The 14,726-nt window shown below is 61.3% G+C and carries 14 protein-coding genes; 9 read left to right on the plus strand and 5 right to left on the minus strand.

Annotated features, from left to right (window positions below; genetic code table 11):
• Window positions 1-3: 3 nt before the first annotated feature.
• Complete coding sequence (apaG, locus tag Atep_RS08980; RefSeq protein WP_213378222.1) at window positions 4-375, minus strand: Co2+/Mg2+ efflux protein ApaG; 372 nt, start codon at window positions 373-375, stop codon at window positions 4-6.
• Window positions 376-763: 388 nt separating this feature from the next.
• On the opposite strand from apaG, the gene Atep_RS08985 reads away from it, so the two are divergent.
• The gene (locus Atep_RS08985) at window positions 764-1,723 is read left to right on the plus strand and encodes a Gfo/Idh/MocA family protein (protein ID WP_213378223.1); all 960 of its coding nucleotides are present in this window, start codon (window positions 764-766) and stop codon (window positions 1,721-1,723) included.
• Between the two features lie 12 nt (window positions 1,724-1,735).
• Here Atep_RS08985 and Atep_RS08990 read toward each other — a convergent pair whose 3' ends face one another.
• Together Atep_RS08990 and Atep_RS08995 are read right to left on the minus strand one after the other, a co-directional pair.
• Window positions 1,736-2,545 (minus strand): sirohydrochlorin chelatase, encoded by an 810-nt coding sequence (locus Atep_RS08990; protein ID WP_213378224.1) that lies wholly within the window; start codon window positions 2,543-2,545, stop codon window positions 1,736-1,738.
• A gap of 155 nt (window positions 2,546-2,700) precedes the next feature.
• Window positions 2,701-3,117, minus strand: coding sequence for a hypothetical protein (locus Atep_RS08995; protein ID WP_213378225.1), 417 nt, complete (start codon window positions 3,115-3,117; stop codon window positions 2,701-2,703).
• A 102-nt stretch (window positions 3,118-3,219) separates the two neighbouring features.
• Here Atep_RS08995 and Atep_RS09000 point away from each other — a divergent pair, with 102 nt between their 5' ends.
• The 5 genes from Atep_RS09000 (at window position 3,220) to cuyB (ending at window position 9,902) form a co-directional block, all read left to right on the plus strand.
• Window positions 3,220-4,170: an adenylate/guanylate cyclase domain-containing protein gene (locus tag Atep_RS09000; RefSeq protein ID WP_213378226.1), complete on the plus strand. Its 951-nt coding sequence runs from the start codon at window positions 3,220-3,222 to the stop codon at window positions 4,168-4,170.
• Window positions 4,171-4,233: 63 nt separating this feature from the next.
• On the plus strand, window positions 4,234-6,240 hold the full coding sequence (locus tag Atep_RS09005) for a PP2C family protein-serine/threonine phosphatase (RefSeq protein ID WP_213378227.1): 2,007 nt from the start codon (window positions 4,234-4,236) through the stop codon (window positions 6,238-6,240).
• Between the two features lie 29 nt (window positions 6,241-6,269).
• The gene (locus tag Atep_RS09010; RefSeq protein ID WP_213378228.1) at window positions 6,270-7,886 is read left to right on the plus strand and encodes a transporter substrate-binding domain-containing protein; all 1,617 of its coding nucleotides are present in this window, start codon (window positions 6,270-6,272) and stop codon (window positions 7,884-7,886) included.
• Window positions 7,887-7,911: 25 nt separating this feature from the next.
• Window positions 7,912-9,216, plus strand: coding sequence for a dicarboxylate/amino acid:cation symporter (locus Atep_RS09015; RefSeq protein WP_213378229.1), 1,305 nt, complete (start codon window positions 7,912-7,914; stop codon window positions 9,214-9,216).
• The gene (cuyB, locus tag Atep_RS09020) at window positions 9,204-9,902 is read left to right on the plus strand and encodes a cysteate racemase (protein WP_213378230.1); all 699 of its coding nucleotides are present in this window, start codon (window positions 9,204-9,206) and stop codon (window positions 9,900-9,902) included. The genes Atep_RS09015 and cuyB overlap by 13 nt, the downstream gene beginning before the upstream one ends.
• Window positions 9,903-9,922: 20 nt before the next feature.
• Here the strand turns inward: cuyB and Atep_RS09025 are convergent, their stop codons facing one another.
• Window positions 9,923-10,270 (minus strand): STAS domain-containing protein, encoded by a 348-nt coding sequence (locus Atep_RS09025; protein ID WP_213378231.1) that lies wholly within the window; start codon window positions 10,268-10,270, stop codon window positions 9,923-9,925.
• A 39-nt stretch (window positions 10,271-10,309) separates the two neighbouring features.
• Window positions 10,310-10,744: an ATP-binding protein gene (locus Atep_RS09030; RefSeq protein WP_213378232.1), complete on the minus strand. Its 435-nt coding sequence runs from the start codon at window positions 10,742-10,744 to the stop codon at window positions 10,310-10,312.
• Between the two features lie 266 nt (window positions 10,745-11,010).
• On the opposite strand from Atep_RS09030, the gene Atep_RS09035 reads away from it, so the two are divergent.
• The 3 genes from Atep_RS09035 (at window position 11,011) to Atep_RS09045 (ending at window position 14,686) form a co-directional block, all read left to right on the plus strand.
• Window positions 11,011-12,351 (plus strand): TolC family outer membrane protein, encoded by a 1,341-nt coding sequence (locus Atep_RS09035; RefSeq protein ID WP_213378233.1) that lies wholly within the window; start codon window positions 11,011-11,013, stop codon window positions 12,349-12,351.
• A gap of 2 nt (window positions 12,352-12,353) precedes the next feature.
• A complete protein-coding gene (gene aroC / locus Atep_RS09040; protein ID WP_213378234.1) occupies window positions 12,354-13,457 on the plus strand; it encodes a chorismate synthase in 1,104 nt (367 codons plus the stop codon).
• An 86-nt stretch (window positions 13,458-13,543) separates the two neighbouring features.
• Complete coding sequence (locus Atep_RS09045) at window positions 13,544-14,686, plus strand: MFS transporter (RefSeq protein ID WP_213378235.1); 1,143 nt, start codon at window positions 13,544-13,546, stop codon at window positions 14,684-14,686.
• Window positions 14,687-14,726: the final 40 nt, after the last annotated feature.

Genomic DNA, 14,726 nt, shown 5'->3' on the forward strand with positions numbered 1-14,726 from the left:
GCTTCAGTGCAACCGGGTCGAGGTCAGTGAAAAGACCGGAATGCGCGCCTCGAAGCGCGTGCCGTCGTCGCCGAGCATCCCATAGTGACCCTGCATGCTGCCGAGTGGCGTGTTGAGCACGGCGCCGCTGGTATAGCGGAACGCCTCGCCCGGACGCAGATGCGGCTGCTCGCCGACTACGCCCTGACCGCGCACTTCCTGCACCTGACCATTGGCGTCGGTGATCACCCAATGCCGGTCGAGCAGTCGCGCCGGCTTGGCGCCGCGGTTCTCGATTGTGATGGTGTAGGTAAAAACGTAACGCTCCTCTTCCGGTGAGGATTGATCCGGTTGATACTGACTCTGGGCCGAGATCGCGATGAGATAGTCGCTCAAGGTGGTCTCCTGGATGGCGAGCGCTGGATGGACGCATGATATACCGGTCCGGTGCATTTCGGAGTCCGACCCGACCGGCGACCTTGTCGCATTTTGAGATGCTTGTAGAATATTGCTGAAAACTTACTTGAGATTCAGGGGCAGTTGGATGATCTACAGGAAGCGGAAGCGGCTTCATCGCAGACCCGATCCGCTCATTGTTCTGATGTTCTTCGTCATCGTGGGTCTGTGCGCCACCATCAGCTATCAGCTGATCGCCTGCGCGCCGGTCGATCGCGGTGAGATCGCGGTTCAGTCGTCGGAGGCCATCGCCATCGGCGGCTGATCCCAACACGCGAGCCTGTCCGTCGGTCCGCCCCGGCCTGGCCTCGCCTTCCGGATGAGTCCAATGTCACTCGATACCCAGGACACCCGATTGAGGGTCGCCGTGATCGGCGTCGGCTATCTGGGCCGATTCCACGCCCTCATCTATTCGCGCCTGCCCGAGGTCGAGCTCGTCGGCGTCGTCGACAGCGACGCCGAGCGGGCGGCCTCGGTCGCCGCCGAGGCCGGCTGCGCGGCCCATACGCACAGCGACGCGCTGCTCGACCGGGTCGATGCCGTCAGTGTCGTGGTGCCCACGACCGCACATCTGGCCGCCGCCGCGCCCTTCCTCGAACGCGGCATCCCGGTGCTGCTCGAAAAGCCCATCGCCGCCACGCGCGAGGAGGGCGCCGAGATCGTGCGTCTGGCCCAGCGGCATGGCGCCATCCTCCAGATCGGCCATGTCGAGCGCTTCAACGCCGGTGTCATGGCGCTCGCCCATCGCATCCGCGCACCGCGCTATATCGAGGCCCAGCGCATGGGCAGCTTCGTCGAGCGTGCGACCGATGTCGACGTGGTCTCGGATCTGATGATCCACGACCTCGACATCATCCTGTCGCTGGTCGATGCCGGGATCCGCCACATCTCGGCCATCGGCGCCTCGATCCTCACCGAGCACGTCGACATCGCCAATGCCCGGCTGGAGTTCGACAACGGCGCGGTCGCCAACGTGGTCGCCAGCCGGGTCTCGGATCAGACGACGCGGCGTATCCGGGTCTTCCAGTCCGGGCGCTATCTGTCGCTCGATTTCGTCCGGCAGACCCTCGACCTGGCCGAGCCGCGTCCGGTCGAGGGCGGCGCGCGCCCCGAGATCGTGCGCGAGCGGCTCCAGATCGACGCCATCAAGCCGCTGGATCTGGAATTGGCCGAGTTCGTGCGCGTGGTGCGTGAGGGGGGGCGACCGCTGGTCGATGGCCGGACGGGGCTCAGGGCGCTCGAAGTGGCGTTGGAGGTCCGCGACCGCATCGCCGCTTCCGGCCTCTGAGTGCTCACGACCTCAGAGACGGCTGGCGAGGATCTCGATCAGACCTGGATGACTGCCGACGAGCGGCGAAACCTCGATGCGCAGGGGCGGGAATCGCGCCTCGATCCGGGCACGGATCTGGGCGATGTCGCCGTCCGGTCCGGCGTGCCGGCCCGCAGAGAGGAAGAGCATCGAGAGCAGGATCGGCGTCGCGCGATCCGCCTCGGCCAGACGGCTCAGCACCTCTTCGAGCAGCGGGCCGTTGAAATCGTACTCAGGCCCGGGACGGCGCTCCATCACCGCCTCCTCCAGCCGGACGTCCGGTCCGAGCCGCTCGGCGAGTCCGAGCGCCAGCCGGCGGCGCACCGCCGTGACTTCCGGGATCGGCGAACCATGATCCACCAGCACCACGCGTCTCGGTTCGATGGCCGCACGCTTTGCGGCGGCGGCGAGATTGTCGGCCAGGATCTCGACCAGACGTGGTTCGCCCGCCGGCAGCGGGCAGAGTTCGGGCGCGATCTCGAGCCGGAAGGGACCGAGTTCGGCGGTGACCTCGGCGGCGAGTTCCGGAACGAACCGGGTCAGTGCCCGGCTTGGACCGAAGAAGAGCGGCAGGAGACGCAGATCGCGCACGCCTGCGCCGACCAGACGTCTGAGCGTGGGCGCCAGGATCTCGGCCGGTCGTCCGTCGAGCCGTTCGGCCGGCACACGGTCGGCGTGCAGCAGCGAGACGGGGCGGACCGGCTCACCGACGCGCTCGGCGAGCCGCTCGGCGATCCGGCGCAGGTTCAGCGTCGAATCCGGACGGCTCGAACCATTGTCGACCAGCAGGATCGAGCGCATGGGGCGACGACCTAGCCCGGCGGATTGGCAGGTGGTTTGGGGTTGGCGCGCGTCGTCGGATCGTGATGGCTGGTTCCCATGATCGGCCCTCCGGAGTTCAAGGGCGCGATTATAGTCTGCCTTAGTCAGGAATTCCCCTGTCCCGAGTGTGCCTCTCAGCGATGGATGCCGTGGTCGGCCAGCCACTTGACGTCGAGCTCCCAGTCGACGCTCTTCACGCCCGGCTGGGCGAGCATCAGGTCCATGGCGCGCTTCTGGTGATCGATGAGATCCTGTTGGGCCGCGATCATCTCCGGGTCGTCCTGGGCCTTGCCCGCGAGCTTGGGATGGATGACCTGCAGGAAGCTGTAGGCCGGGAAGTCGGGCGAGCGCGGGGTCGAGATCACGGCCACGCCATCCCGGAAGTCGCGCAGCCGGAACCGGTAGGGGTAGTCGGCGAGTTGCGGGTCCGAGGTCAAGACCTCGTCCAGATTCCAGACTTCGGGCTTCCAGGTCGACTTGGCCCAGAAGAAGAGGGCGGCGATCAGGATGGCGCCGAGCAGCAGGCTATAGTTACGTGTAAAACGATCCATGGATGGGTATGCTCTTGGGCAGCGTTGGTCAGGAATCAGGCTGCAAGCATGGACCGAGCACACCACAAAACCCATGAAAATCATCAATTACGGATCTCGACTATGCGCAAGTCCCATCCGGTCGTCGGTACTCGGGCCACCATTCTCATCGCCGATCTGCGCGGTTTCTCGACCCTGATGGATTCGGTCGCACCGACGCTGATGGTCGAGCTGCTCGATCGATTCTTCGGGCTCATGGCCGGGATCGTGGACCGACATGGCGGTCTGGTCGACAAGCTCATGGGCGACTCGATCATGGCCGTCTTCGGTGTGCCGACACGCCGCCCCGACGATCTGATCCGCGCCCTGAACTGTGCCGTCGAGATGCAGCTGGGCATGATCGATCTGAATCGTCGCAATGAGGCTCTCGGCGAGCCGCGCCTCTATGCCGGCATTGCATTGAGTACGGGCGACGTCATGGCGGGGTGCTTCGGATCGGACGTCTATAACGAGTACACGGTCATCGGCACCCCCGTGAATCTGGCCTCGCGCATCGAGGGCTATGCGCTACGCGGCCAGATCCTGTTGAGCGAGGCGACCTTTCGCGCCGCCGGTCATGCCATCCAGGTCGGCAACGTCAACGAGGTCCAGGTCAAGGGTCGCTCCACGCCCGTGATGCTCTACGAGCTCAAGGCCGTCAAGGAGCCGCGACTGCTGCGTGTCCCGACCATCGAGATCCGCAAGACGCCGCGCATCCTGGTCGATTTCCCGGCCGTCTTCCAGCGCGTCGATGACAAGCGTATCCTGCCCGAGCGCTTCGTCGGTCAGGTCAACGACATGGGATACTTCGGGCTGTGCGTGGATCTGCCCATGGCCCTGCCGCCGTATTCCGAGGTCTTGATGTCGCTCGCGCCCGAATTCGGTCTGGATGGCCCGCTCGAGGTCTATGCCCGCGTCCTTCGCTCGCTGCCGAACAAGGACAGGTTTCGGACCAACCTCCAGTTCACGACCATCGACACCCCGGGACACCGCAAGATCAAGCAGTATGTCGACCATATCCTGTGGGGGAGTTGAGATTCAATGACGAGCGTTTCGGGGAGCCGACGATCGGCGAACCTCTTCAAGAATTACAATCGCTTGATCGGTATTGCCTACACACTGATCATCATTGCATTGGTCCTGTTTTTCGCTCATCTGCTGCAAGGCAAGATGAGTGAGGAAATCGAACTGATCGGTGGCCATGTCTCGAGACACGCCCAATTTTTCGAGTTCGTACTGCGCTCTTCCGCGGATCATCTCGAAACACTCCGTATGTCGGCCTCGCAGCGCCTCGATCATCCGTTATATTCAGGCCCTGAGCTGCTCGATCATCCGCCGGGCGCTTGGTTGCAGGAAGACGGTACTCGCCACCTGTTCCATCTCGACGCATTACCGGCGCCGGATGATGGAGGAAATTTGATCGGCCTCGGAACCTTGCGGGACCGCAGTCCGGAGTTTTATGAGGACTTGAATGTCGCGCTACGCATCAACCACGAGTGGAGCTCACTGATCTTCACGCTTCCCAGTGCCGCACAAGCGAGTTTCCTGCTCGAAAAAGAATTCAAGGCGGTGTTTCCGTGGAGAAATTCTTCGTCGCTTTTTTTCGATCCGTCCCTATATCAAGATCCTGTCTGGATCATGGGGCTTCCATCCAACAATCCGGATCGCGAAAAATATTGGGCGCCCGTATATTTCGCCGGCAAGGATATCGGCCTGCTCGTACCCGAGGCGGCCCCTGTCTATATCGGTTCTCGATTCGTCGGCATCATCGCCATCGATACGAGCATCGATTATCTCAACCGGATCAACTCGGATTTCACCTATCCACTCGGCTTGACTTTCTTGGTCGATCGCCGACAGCAGGTCTTGGCCCATCCCGATCTATATGCCAACCCACTCGAAGTCACTGCGACACCCACGCTGGACCAGGCCGTACCGCTCGATTTGAGCGATGTGATCGATCGATTGCGCCGCCTGAAGTCGGGGGAACCCGCACGAATCAACGGCTATCTGGTGATTCGCCATGGACTGATCACCGCGCCTTGGTCGCTTTTCTATGTCGTGCCGGAATCCGCTCTATGGTGGCGGGTCGGTTCGGTCGCCGGGCCGGCCATGCTCGTCGTCATGCTGGGGCTCGTCATACTGATGTCTCTGACTTATTTCCTGACTTCACGCGAATTCGTCGGACCGGCCGATAAATTGGTCAGGCACATCGCGGCGGCTTCGAATTTCGAACCCGTCACCATTCCAACGGTACCCAGCGGATGGCGCCCCTGGTTCGAAACCATCACGCGGGCATTTCAGGAGTCGATGCAACTGATCGCATTGCGTCAGGAGCTCGATATCGCCGCAAAGATCCAACAATCGATCTTACCCCGGCATTGGCCGAAACACGACAGCTATACCCTATGGGGCAGGATGCGACCGGCCAAGGAAGTCGGTGGTGACTTCTACGATCATTTCGATGTCGCCGAAACCCTGCAAGGCATCGTCGTGGCGGACGTGAGCGGAAAGGGTATTCCGGCCGGATTGTTCGGCATGGTCTCGAAGACCCTGCTGAGATCTGCCGCGACTCAGGGTTCGCTCGATATCGGCGGAACGATCGCCAAAGTCAACGACGATCTCTCCGAAGAAAACGACGCCTGCATGTTCGTAACGCTCTTTTACGCCATATTCGATCCCGGCAGCGGCGTGTTGGAATTCGTCAATGCCGGGCATCCGCCGCCCCTGTTGATCCATGCCGACGGACGTGCCGAATATTTGCAAGGCACGGGCGGCATGGCGCTCGGCGTCATGAGCGAGATCGATTACAAAGTATCGAACATTCGTTTGTCGCCCGGAGATACATTGCTGATGTTCACGGACGGCGTCACCGAGGCCATCGATGCCGCCGGCGAGGAGTTTGGAACACAACGTCTGTCGACGTTGTTCTTCGACAAGCAGACTCTGGATCCTTCTCCGGTCGTGGACATGGTCTTCGAGGCTGTGGATCGATTCGCCGATGGAATCGAGCAGTTCGACGATATCACCTGTGTTGCACTGCGCTATCGCGGCATCGACTCAGGATTCGATTCGAATTCCGACCCCGGGGAGACCCCGCAGTGAGGATTGTACACTTTTCAAGAATCGTGGCCATGTTTGCATGGACACTGATATCCGCCGCCTTGATTTTTTTGCATGCATCACCCGCCTGTGCCGATTCGATCGATGATATCAAGAGCCGTGGAACCCTGATCGTCGGAGTCAAATCCGATGTTCCCGCATTTGGAATGCTCGACGAAAAAAGCGGCCAAATCATTGGTCTGGAGCCGGATCTCGCCCAGGATCTGGCCGACCGGCTCGGGGTGGAATTGAAGCTGGTTGCTCTCGTTTCAGCCGATCGCGAGGATGCACTCAAGCAACATCGCGTCGATGTCGTCATCGCCACACTCAATGAAACACCCGAGCGCCGCTCCAGCTTGACCCTGGTCTCACCAAATTACTACGAGTCCGGCGCGAGTTTGATCGCGCGTCGTTCCGATGGATTCGAGGATTGGTCCGCTCTGCGCAACAGACGCATCTGCTCGCGACGCGGATCTTTCTATAATCGCCTGATCACGATCGAATACGGGGCGGATATCGTACCTTTATACAGCGCTGAAATCGGACTGGAGGCGCTTCGCGATGGACGCTGCGACGGACTGCTCGGTGACACGGCTGTGTTATCGGTGCTATTGCAGGATCCGAATCTGGCCGAACGCTATGAGATGACATTGCCGGCGCTCTATCCGACCGGATGGTCCATTGCCCTGCATCCGGATGAACGAGGGGGGCGATTGGAATCCTCGATCTCCAAGGCCATCCATGACTGGCACCTGAGTGGTTTACTGAAGCGATTGGAAGACAAGTGGAATATTCCCAGGTCTCAGTTCGTCCAAAAGATGTCGCAACAGGCCGCGACTCGAGGGAACGGGGGGGCGGCGCCGCGTGCCGTCGTCAAGGATGACGAAAAAAAACGGATGGCGGAGATGGACACGAGCATTCTCGCCCCCGACATTGCTCGAATCGTCGAACGTGGTGAACTCATCGTCGCCATGCACAGTATCGACAATCCACCGTTTTTTTATCAAGGCAAAGACGGACTCATCGGATTGGAAGTCGAAATGGCGAAGTCGCTGGCCGACAAACTCGGCGTCAAGGTCCGCTTCGACCGTCAAGCGCAAAGTTTCGATGCGGTCGTCGAACTGGTGGCGCGCAAGAAAGCCGATGTCGGGATCAGTAAATTGTCACGGACGCTCTCGCGTGCTCGCCTGGTACGATTTTCGAATCCTTATTTGCGCTTGAGACATGCATTGATCCTGAATCGGCTCGAACTGGCCAAAATAGCCAAGGACGAACCCATTCAGAACATCATTCGCGATTTCAATGGAAAGATCGGCGTCATCGCCAATTCTTCTTATGTGGACTTCGCCGTAAGAAATTTTCCAAACGCCGAGATCGAGAAATATTCGGATTGGCAAAGCGTGGTTCAGGCCGTGCATCAGGGCGATGTGGTCGGAGCCTATCGGGACGAGTTCGAAATAAAGCGATTGCTGAAAAAAGACCCCAAGGTCTCCTTGACGCTTCGCACCGTGACCCTGACGGATCTCGACGATGCGCTTTGTATTGCGATCGGCCCGGAAGACACGGCATTGGCCGAGTTCGTCAACATATTCCTCGATCAATACCCGAATCAGTTGACGATCGAGAAGGCATTGGAATTCGACAACTGATCGACGATCGAATCGATACGGATCTATGAGCAACGACAGCGCGAACACCTTCATCAATCTTGCACTCAATCCTTGGGTCATTCTTGCAAGTCTGCTGGCCGGGCTGACTCTCGGCGTTCAGGCGCCCCAGTTGTCTTCGAGCCTGGCGCCGATAGGTGATGTCTATCTGGATCTGATGAAAATGATCGTGCTGCCATTCATGATGTCGGCCGTCATCCTGAGTGTATATCGATTGATCCGGGAGGGGTCCGGGAGTCGAATCTTCGTCAAGATCATCCTGGTCTTCGTGCTTTTTTCGCTCGCCGCCGCTGTTGTCGGCATCGGTACGATGATGGCTTTTCAGCCCGGATCGGATTTGCCTCAACAGACGCTGGATTCGTTTGGCGACATCGTTGGCGAAAACCTGGGATCGGCAGACATCGCCATGCAGCTCAACGGCTCAAACGATGAAAAACGAGCGCCGGGATTCAGTTCGCTGCTGCTGAATCTGATTCCATCGAACATCTTCAAGGCGCTCGTCAACGACGAGATACTCAAGGTTCTCGTTTTTTCCGTGCTGCTCGGATTTGCAATCGGGCGCGTGCCGAATCATGTTTCGGTCGGACTGACGACCTCTCTGGAGACGGTGTATCGAGGCTGCCAGACATTGATGCACTGGATGACATATCTCCTCCCAGTCGTGCTGCTCTGTATGAGTGCCGGCCAAATCGCTCGCAGCGGCCTGGAGCCTCTGCCGGCGATGGCTCAATTCTTCGCCGCATTCACGACCGCCTCCATACTGATGATCCTGTTGTCTCTGTTTCTGATCTGGCAGCGCGCGCAGCTTCCGTTGAAGACTGTGGTCAATGCACTTCGCGGTCCTTTCGCTCTCGCCATCGCGACCCGCAACAGCGTCATCTGTATGCCGATCATGATCGAATCATTGACCGAGAAACTGCATTTTTCGCGTTCTCAGGTCGAACTCCTCGTTCCGCTCAGTGTGTCCTTGTTGCGTCTGGGTCCGACCCTGTATTACGTCTGTGCAACACTGTTCATCGCGCAGCTCTATGGCCATGAAATGACCATCGGCGAACTGATGCCGGTCATGGCGGCCTCAATCATGGCCGGTTTTGCCTCGGCGGGAATGACCGGATTCGCCATCGTCTCGCTGATAGGTGTGGTCTGCGGATACCTGGGCCTACCGTTCGAGGCCGCCATCATTCTGTTTCTGGCCATAGATCCGATCTGTGATATCTTGCGTACGCTGGTGTTGGTGATCGCCAATACGGCTTCAGTGGCCTTGATTTGCGCCACACCGGAGACAATGGAGACCGAACCATGCGCTGCATAGGTATACTCGGCGGAATGGGGCCGGCCGCAACCATTGATTTCATGACCAAGCTGATGGCGTTGACGCCGTCCTCTCGCGATCAGGATCATCTGCCCGTGGTCCTCGTGAGTCTGCCCCAGATCCCGGATCGTAGTGCCGCCATCCTCGGGTTCGGCGAGGATCCGTTACCCATGCTCGAACAGGGTGTAAAACTCCTGAACCGTGCCGATGTGGGGCTGATCGTGATTCCCTGCGCCACTTCGCATCACTGGTATCAGGAACTCAGCGCCATCAGTCATGCACCGATCATGCATATCGCGAACGCCGCCCTTGACAGGGTGCCGCGAACTGGCCGCACACTGATCCTGGCCACGCGCGGTACATTGGCATCGGGCTTCTTTCAGCGCACATTGACCGACCATGAGATCGACTTCGAGATCCCGGATCCGAATTCGGATCAGTCCGCGATTGATGAATGCATCCGATCGATCAAAGCGGGTCGGTACGAATCCGCCGGTCGAGCTCTCGACCCGGTCCTGAAACAGGCCGTCGCGCATGGCGTTACATCCGTGATCATGGGCTGCACCGAGATACCATTGGCCGCCGCGCATGTCACGACAAAGGGTCTGACTCTCATCGATTGCAGCCTGGAATTGGCGCGACATACGGTGGATCATGCACTTCAACGCGGCTGGAACAGACTTTGACAGCCGCGATCGCCCCGGCTCTAACTGCGCATGGACGCAATGGCCGTGTCACGATCGGGATAGACTCTGAGTATTCGTAAAAAACCACTGGTCTCGAAGACACCATGGATGTTTTCGTCCATGCCGCAGAGTGCGAACCGACCATCTCGCTGCTTGGCTTTCTTGGCGGCCATCAGAACGATCCGCAATCCGGCGGAAGAAATAAATTCCAACCGTGAACAATCGAGCAGTACCTTTTCGTTGCCGGCGACACGCTCCGGCAGAATCGCCTCCAGTTCACCGGCATTGGAGCTGTCCAGGCGGCCGATCAGCCGGATGCCGATAATATCGTCCAATGGCTCCTCGATAATGGACAGTAGTGGCTGCATGGGAGTTTGCCTATCTTTGATTTCGACGATGGAAAGGCTTCAGGCCTGGGTTGAGGTGATCCGTTTTTCCAGTTCCAAACGATTTCGGTCATCGATACGAATATAGCGGCAAGCATCCATGAAGGTTCGCACCAGATGCAGACCGAGCCCTCCGATCGGACGCGAGTCAAGGTCGGCATCCGGATCGGGCGTGTCGGCTTCTCGAAGGGGGTCGAAGGGTTGGCCGTCGTCTTCCAGGACCAGAAGCAAACGATCGTCGATGAGTCCGAAACTCACACCGATGTCACAGTCGTCATCCGCCTCCGCTCTATCGGCATAACCATAGCTCATGGTATTGGTCAAGAGTTCGTCGAGACACAGACTCAACTGGAAGATCTCTCGCCCATCGAGACCTCGATCCTTGGCGAACGCTTCAAGCGCCAAGGTGACCCGCTGAATTTCGCTCGGATCCCGCTTTAGCTTGATCGTGACCATAATGATTTTCGAAGACTTTTGGCAGGACGTGCACATGAGAGCACCGACGAGATTCGGTGTCAAACCGATTCAAGCGAACATGAGATTTCAAGTGAACATGAGATCCGCTATCTCGGAGAGTGTGCAGTCAATCGCCGAGGACGGTGGCGCGCGCCCCGGCGCCGGACCGTCGGCCGATTGAGACCATGCCTGCTTGTCGCCTATACTGTCGCCTTGCATCCATTCTCGCGGCCATCCCCCGGCCCGTTCGCAAGGAAACCCTGCCCATGAGGAGAATTCTTCCGGTCCTGATCCCGTTGCTGCTGTGCGGATCACCTCAGCTTGCGCCGGCGGAGGATCTGCTCCAGGTCTACGACATGGCCGTGGTGAGCGACCCCAGGCTGCGCGAGGCCGAGCAGACGCTGTTCGCCTCGCGCGAGGTCAGACCTCAGGCGCGCTCGCTGCTCCTACCGAGCCTCAGCGTCAAGGGCGATGCCGGTTTCTACGATCTCGACTCGCGTGGCGGCTCGATGGGTGATCGCACCGATCGTTACGATACCCAGCAGATCCAGGCCGTCGTCAGTCAGAGCCTTTACAACCGCGCCAACTGGATGACGCTCGGTCAGGCCGACAATGTCATCGCCCAGGCCGAGGCCCAGTATCGCAATGCCCAGATCGACCTCATGGTCAGGACGACTCAGGCGTACTTCGACGTGCTGCGCGCGGCCGATGCCGTGACCGTGCGCGAGGCGCTGGTGCGTGCCGACGAGCGCCAACTGGAGCAATCCAAGCAGCGCTTCGAGGTCGGTCTGGTGGCCATCACCGACGTCAACGAGAGTCAGGCCGCCTACGACAAGTCACGCGCCGACCTCATCAATGCCAAGAATCAGCTCGGCAATGCCTGGGAGGCGCTGCGCACCATCGTCGGGCCGATCAGCGTGCCCCTGGCGCGTCTCGGCGAGAAGCTGCCGCTGTCCCCACCCGAACCCAATGACATCGCGGCCTGGGCGGGAACCGCCCTCAGGTCCAATTACGGCATCCTGGCGGCGATCGAATCCGTCAACGCCGCCAAGGCCACCATCGAGATCGAACGCTCGGGCCACTTCCCCAGGCTCGACCTGCAGGCCGGCTATAACGTCTCGCGCTCGGATGCCCAGTTCGGCTCGGATTCGGAGACCGGATTCGTCGAGCTGTCACTGAACGTCCCCATCTTCCAGGGCGGCGCCGTGACCTCCAAGACGCGCGAAGCCGGTTACAAGTACCGTGCGGCTCAGGACCGGCTCGACCAGGTGCGTCGCCAGGTCGACCAGCAGGCCAAGGACGCCTTCCGCGGCATCCTCTCCAGCATCGAAGACGTCAAGGCGCGCCAAGCGGCCATCGTCTCGGCCCGCTCGGCGCTCGAATCGACCCAGGCCGGACTCGAGGTCGGCACCCGCACCCAGGTCGACGTGCTCAACGCCCAGCGCAATCTGTTCCAGGCCGAGTTCGACTACATGAGCGCCCGCTACGACTACATCATCAACGGCATCAAGCTCCATCAGGCCACCAGCACCCTGAGCCGTGACGTCATGGCCAAGGGCAATGCCTGGCTCGATCCCAACGACACAGTTCCGCCGCCGGCCTATTGACCATGTCGGGTAACAGCTTCGGTCGCAACTTCGTCGTCACCACCTTCGGTGAGAGTCATGGCCCGGCGCTCGGCGGCATCGTCGACGGCTGTCCGCCCGGCCTGGAACTCTCGGCCGCCGACTTGCAGCAGGATCTCGACCGGCGCAAGCCGGGGCAGTCGCGTCACACCACCCAGCGGCGCGAGTCCGATCGGGTCGAGATCCTCTCCGGCGTCTTCGAGGGCCGCACCACGGGCACGCCGATCGGACTCCTGATCCACAACGAGGACCAGCGCTCGCACGACTATTCCGAGATCGCCGAGCGCTATCGTCCGGGCCATGCCGACTACAGCTACGAGCAGAAATACGGCGTGCGCGACTATCGCGGCGGCGGGCGCTCCTCGGCGCGCGAGACCGCGATCCGGGTCGCGGCCGGTGCCATCGCCAAGAAGTATCTGGCCGAGCGGTTGGGTATCCGCATTCGCGGCCATCTCTCGCAGCTCGGCCCCTGGCGTCCGCGCGGCTTCGATTGGGAGCAGGTCGAGCACAATCCCTTCTTCTGGCCCTGCGCCGAGACGGTGCCCGAGCTGGAGACCTACATGGACGCCCTGCGCAAGTCGGGCGACTCGATCGGCGCGGCCGTCACCGTGGTCGCCTCGGGCGTGCCGACCGGACTCGGCGAGCCGATCTTCGACCGGCTCGACGCCGACATCGCCCATGCGCTCATGAGCATCAACGCCGTCAAGGGCGTGGAGATCGGCGCCGGTTTCGCCTGTGTCGAGCAGAAGGGCACGGAACACCGCGACCCCATGACGCCCGAAGGTTTCCTGTCGAACAATGCCGGCGGCATCCTCGGCGGCATCTCCACGGGGCAGGACATCGTCGCCCGCATCGCGCTCAAGCCGACCTCCAGCATCCGGCTGCCCGGCCGGAGCATCGACCGGCATGGCGCGGCGGTCGAGGTCGTCACCAAGGGGCGGCACGATCCCTGTGTCGGCATCCGCGCCACGCCCATCGCCGAGGCCATGCTGGCGCTGGTGCTCATGGACCACACCCTGCGCCATCGCGGACAGAACGCCGAGGTCGTGCCGCCGATCCCGGCGATCCCGGCCGAGCCGCGTCCCTGATCCCGACCCCCGACCCCGGCTGACTCGGGCCGATGCCGTTCGGCTCTGGAGGCGGGGGCCGGCGCGTTCCACCAGCGAGCCGCCCAATGCCGTACTGGCGCCTGTCGAGCTATTACCTGTTCTATTTCGCCTCGCTCGGGGCGCTCGTGCCCTATTGGGGACTCTATCTCCAGGACGCCGGATTCGACCCGCTCGCCATCGGCGTGCTGATGGCGATCCTCGCCGGAACCAAGATCGTGGCGCCCGTGGTCTGGGGGCACATCGTCGATCACACCGGACGGCGGATGCAGGTGGTGCGCCTCGGTTCACTGCTCGCCGTGCTGGGTTTCGCGACCCTCTATGTCACGGACGGCTTCTGGGGCATGGCCCTGACCCTGTTGCTGTTCAGCTTCTTCTGGAACGCCTCGCTGCCGCAGATGGAGGCTGTCACCTTCAACCATCTGCGCGAGCGTCCGACCCGTTATGCCCTGGTGCGGGTCTGGGGGTCGGTGGGGTTCATTCTGGTGGTGGTGGCGCTGGGGCTGGCGCTGGAGCAGGGGTCGCTCGCCCAGGTGCCGGTCTGGGTGCTGCTGCTGACGGTCGGGATCTGTCTGGCGGCCTTCATGGTGCCGGACAGCGCGCCCGATCATGGCGCGCCGTCCTCGGTATCCTTGCGCGCGCTCCTGCGTCAGCCGAGCGTCCTGGCCTTCTTCGGCGCCTGCTTCCTGATGCAGTCGAGCCACGGCATCTACTATGCCTTCTATTCCATCCATCTGGAGGCGGCCGGTTATTCGAGCACGGCGGTCGGCTGGCTGTGGGCGCTGGGCGTCATCGCCGAGGTGCTGATCTTTCTGGTCATGCATCGCCTGCTGGAGCGCTTCGGCGCGCGGCGTGTCCTGCTCTGGAGTCTGGCGCTGGGCGGGGTGCGCTGGATCCTGATCGGGGGCTTCGTCGATCATCCGTCCGTGATGTTCGCCGCTCAGTGGCTCCATGCCGCGACCTTCGGTACCTTCCATGCCTCGGCGATCCATCTGGTCCATCATGTCTTTCCGGGCCGCACCCAGGGACGTGGTCAGGCGCTCTACAACAGTTTGAGCTTCGGCGCCGGCGGGGCGGCCGGGAGTCTGATCGGCGGTCTGCTGTGGGCCGACGCCGGTCCGGTCATCACCTTCGGGGTAGGGGCTGTCGCGGCGGTGTCGGGCTGGCTCGTCGCCTGGCGCTGGATGAACGGCGAACTGTATCGCCATTGATCGGCGGGTCATCCGGTCGTCGGCAATGGAGGGTCGCGTG

Origin of the sequence: Allochromatium tepidum, assembly GCF_018409545.1 — a bacterium.
Lineage (GTDB): Bacteria > Pseudomonadota > Gammaproteobacteria > Chromatiales > Chromatiaceae > Thermochromatium > Thermochromatium tepidum_A.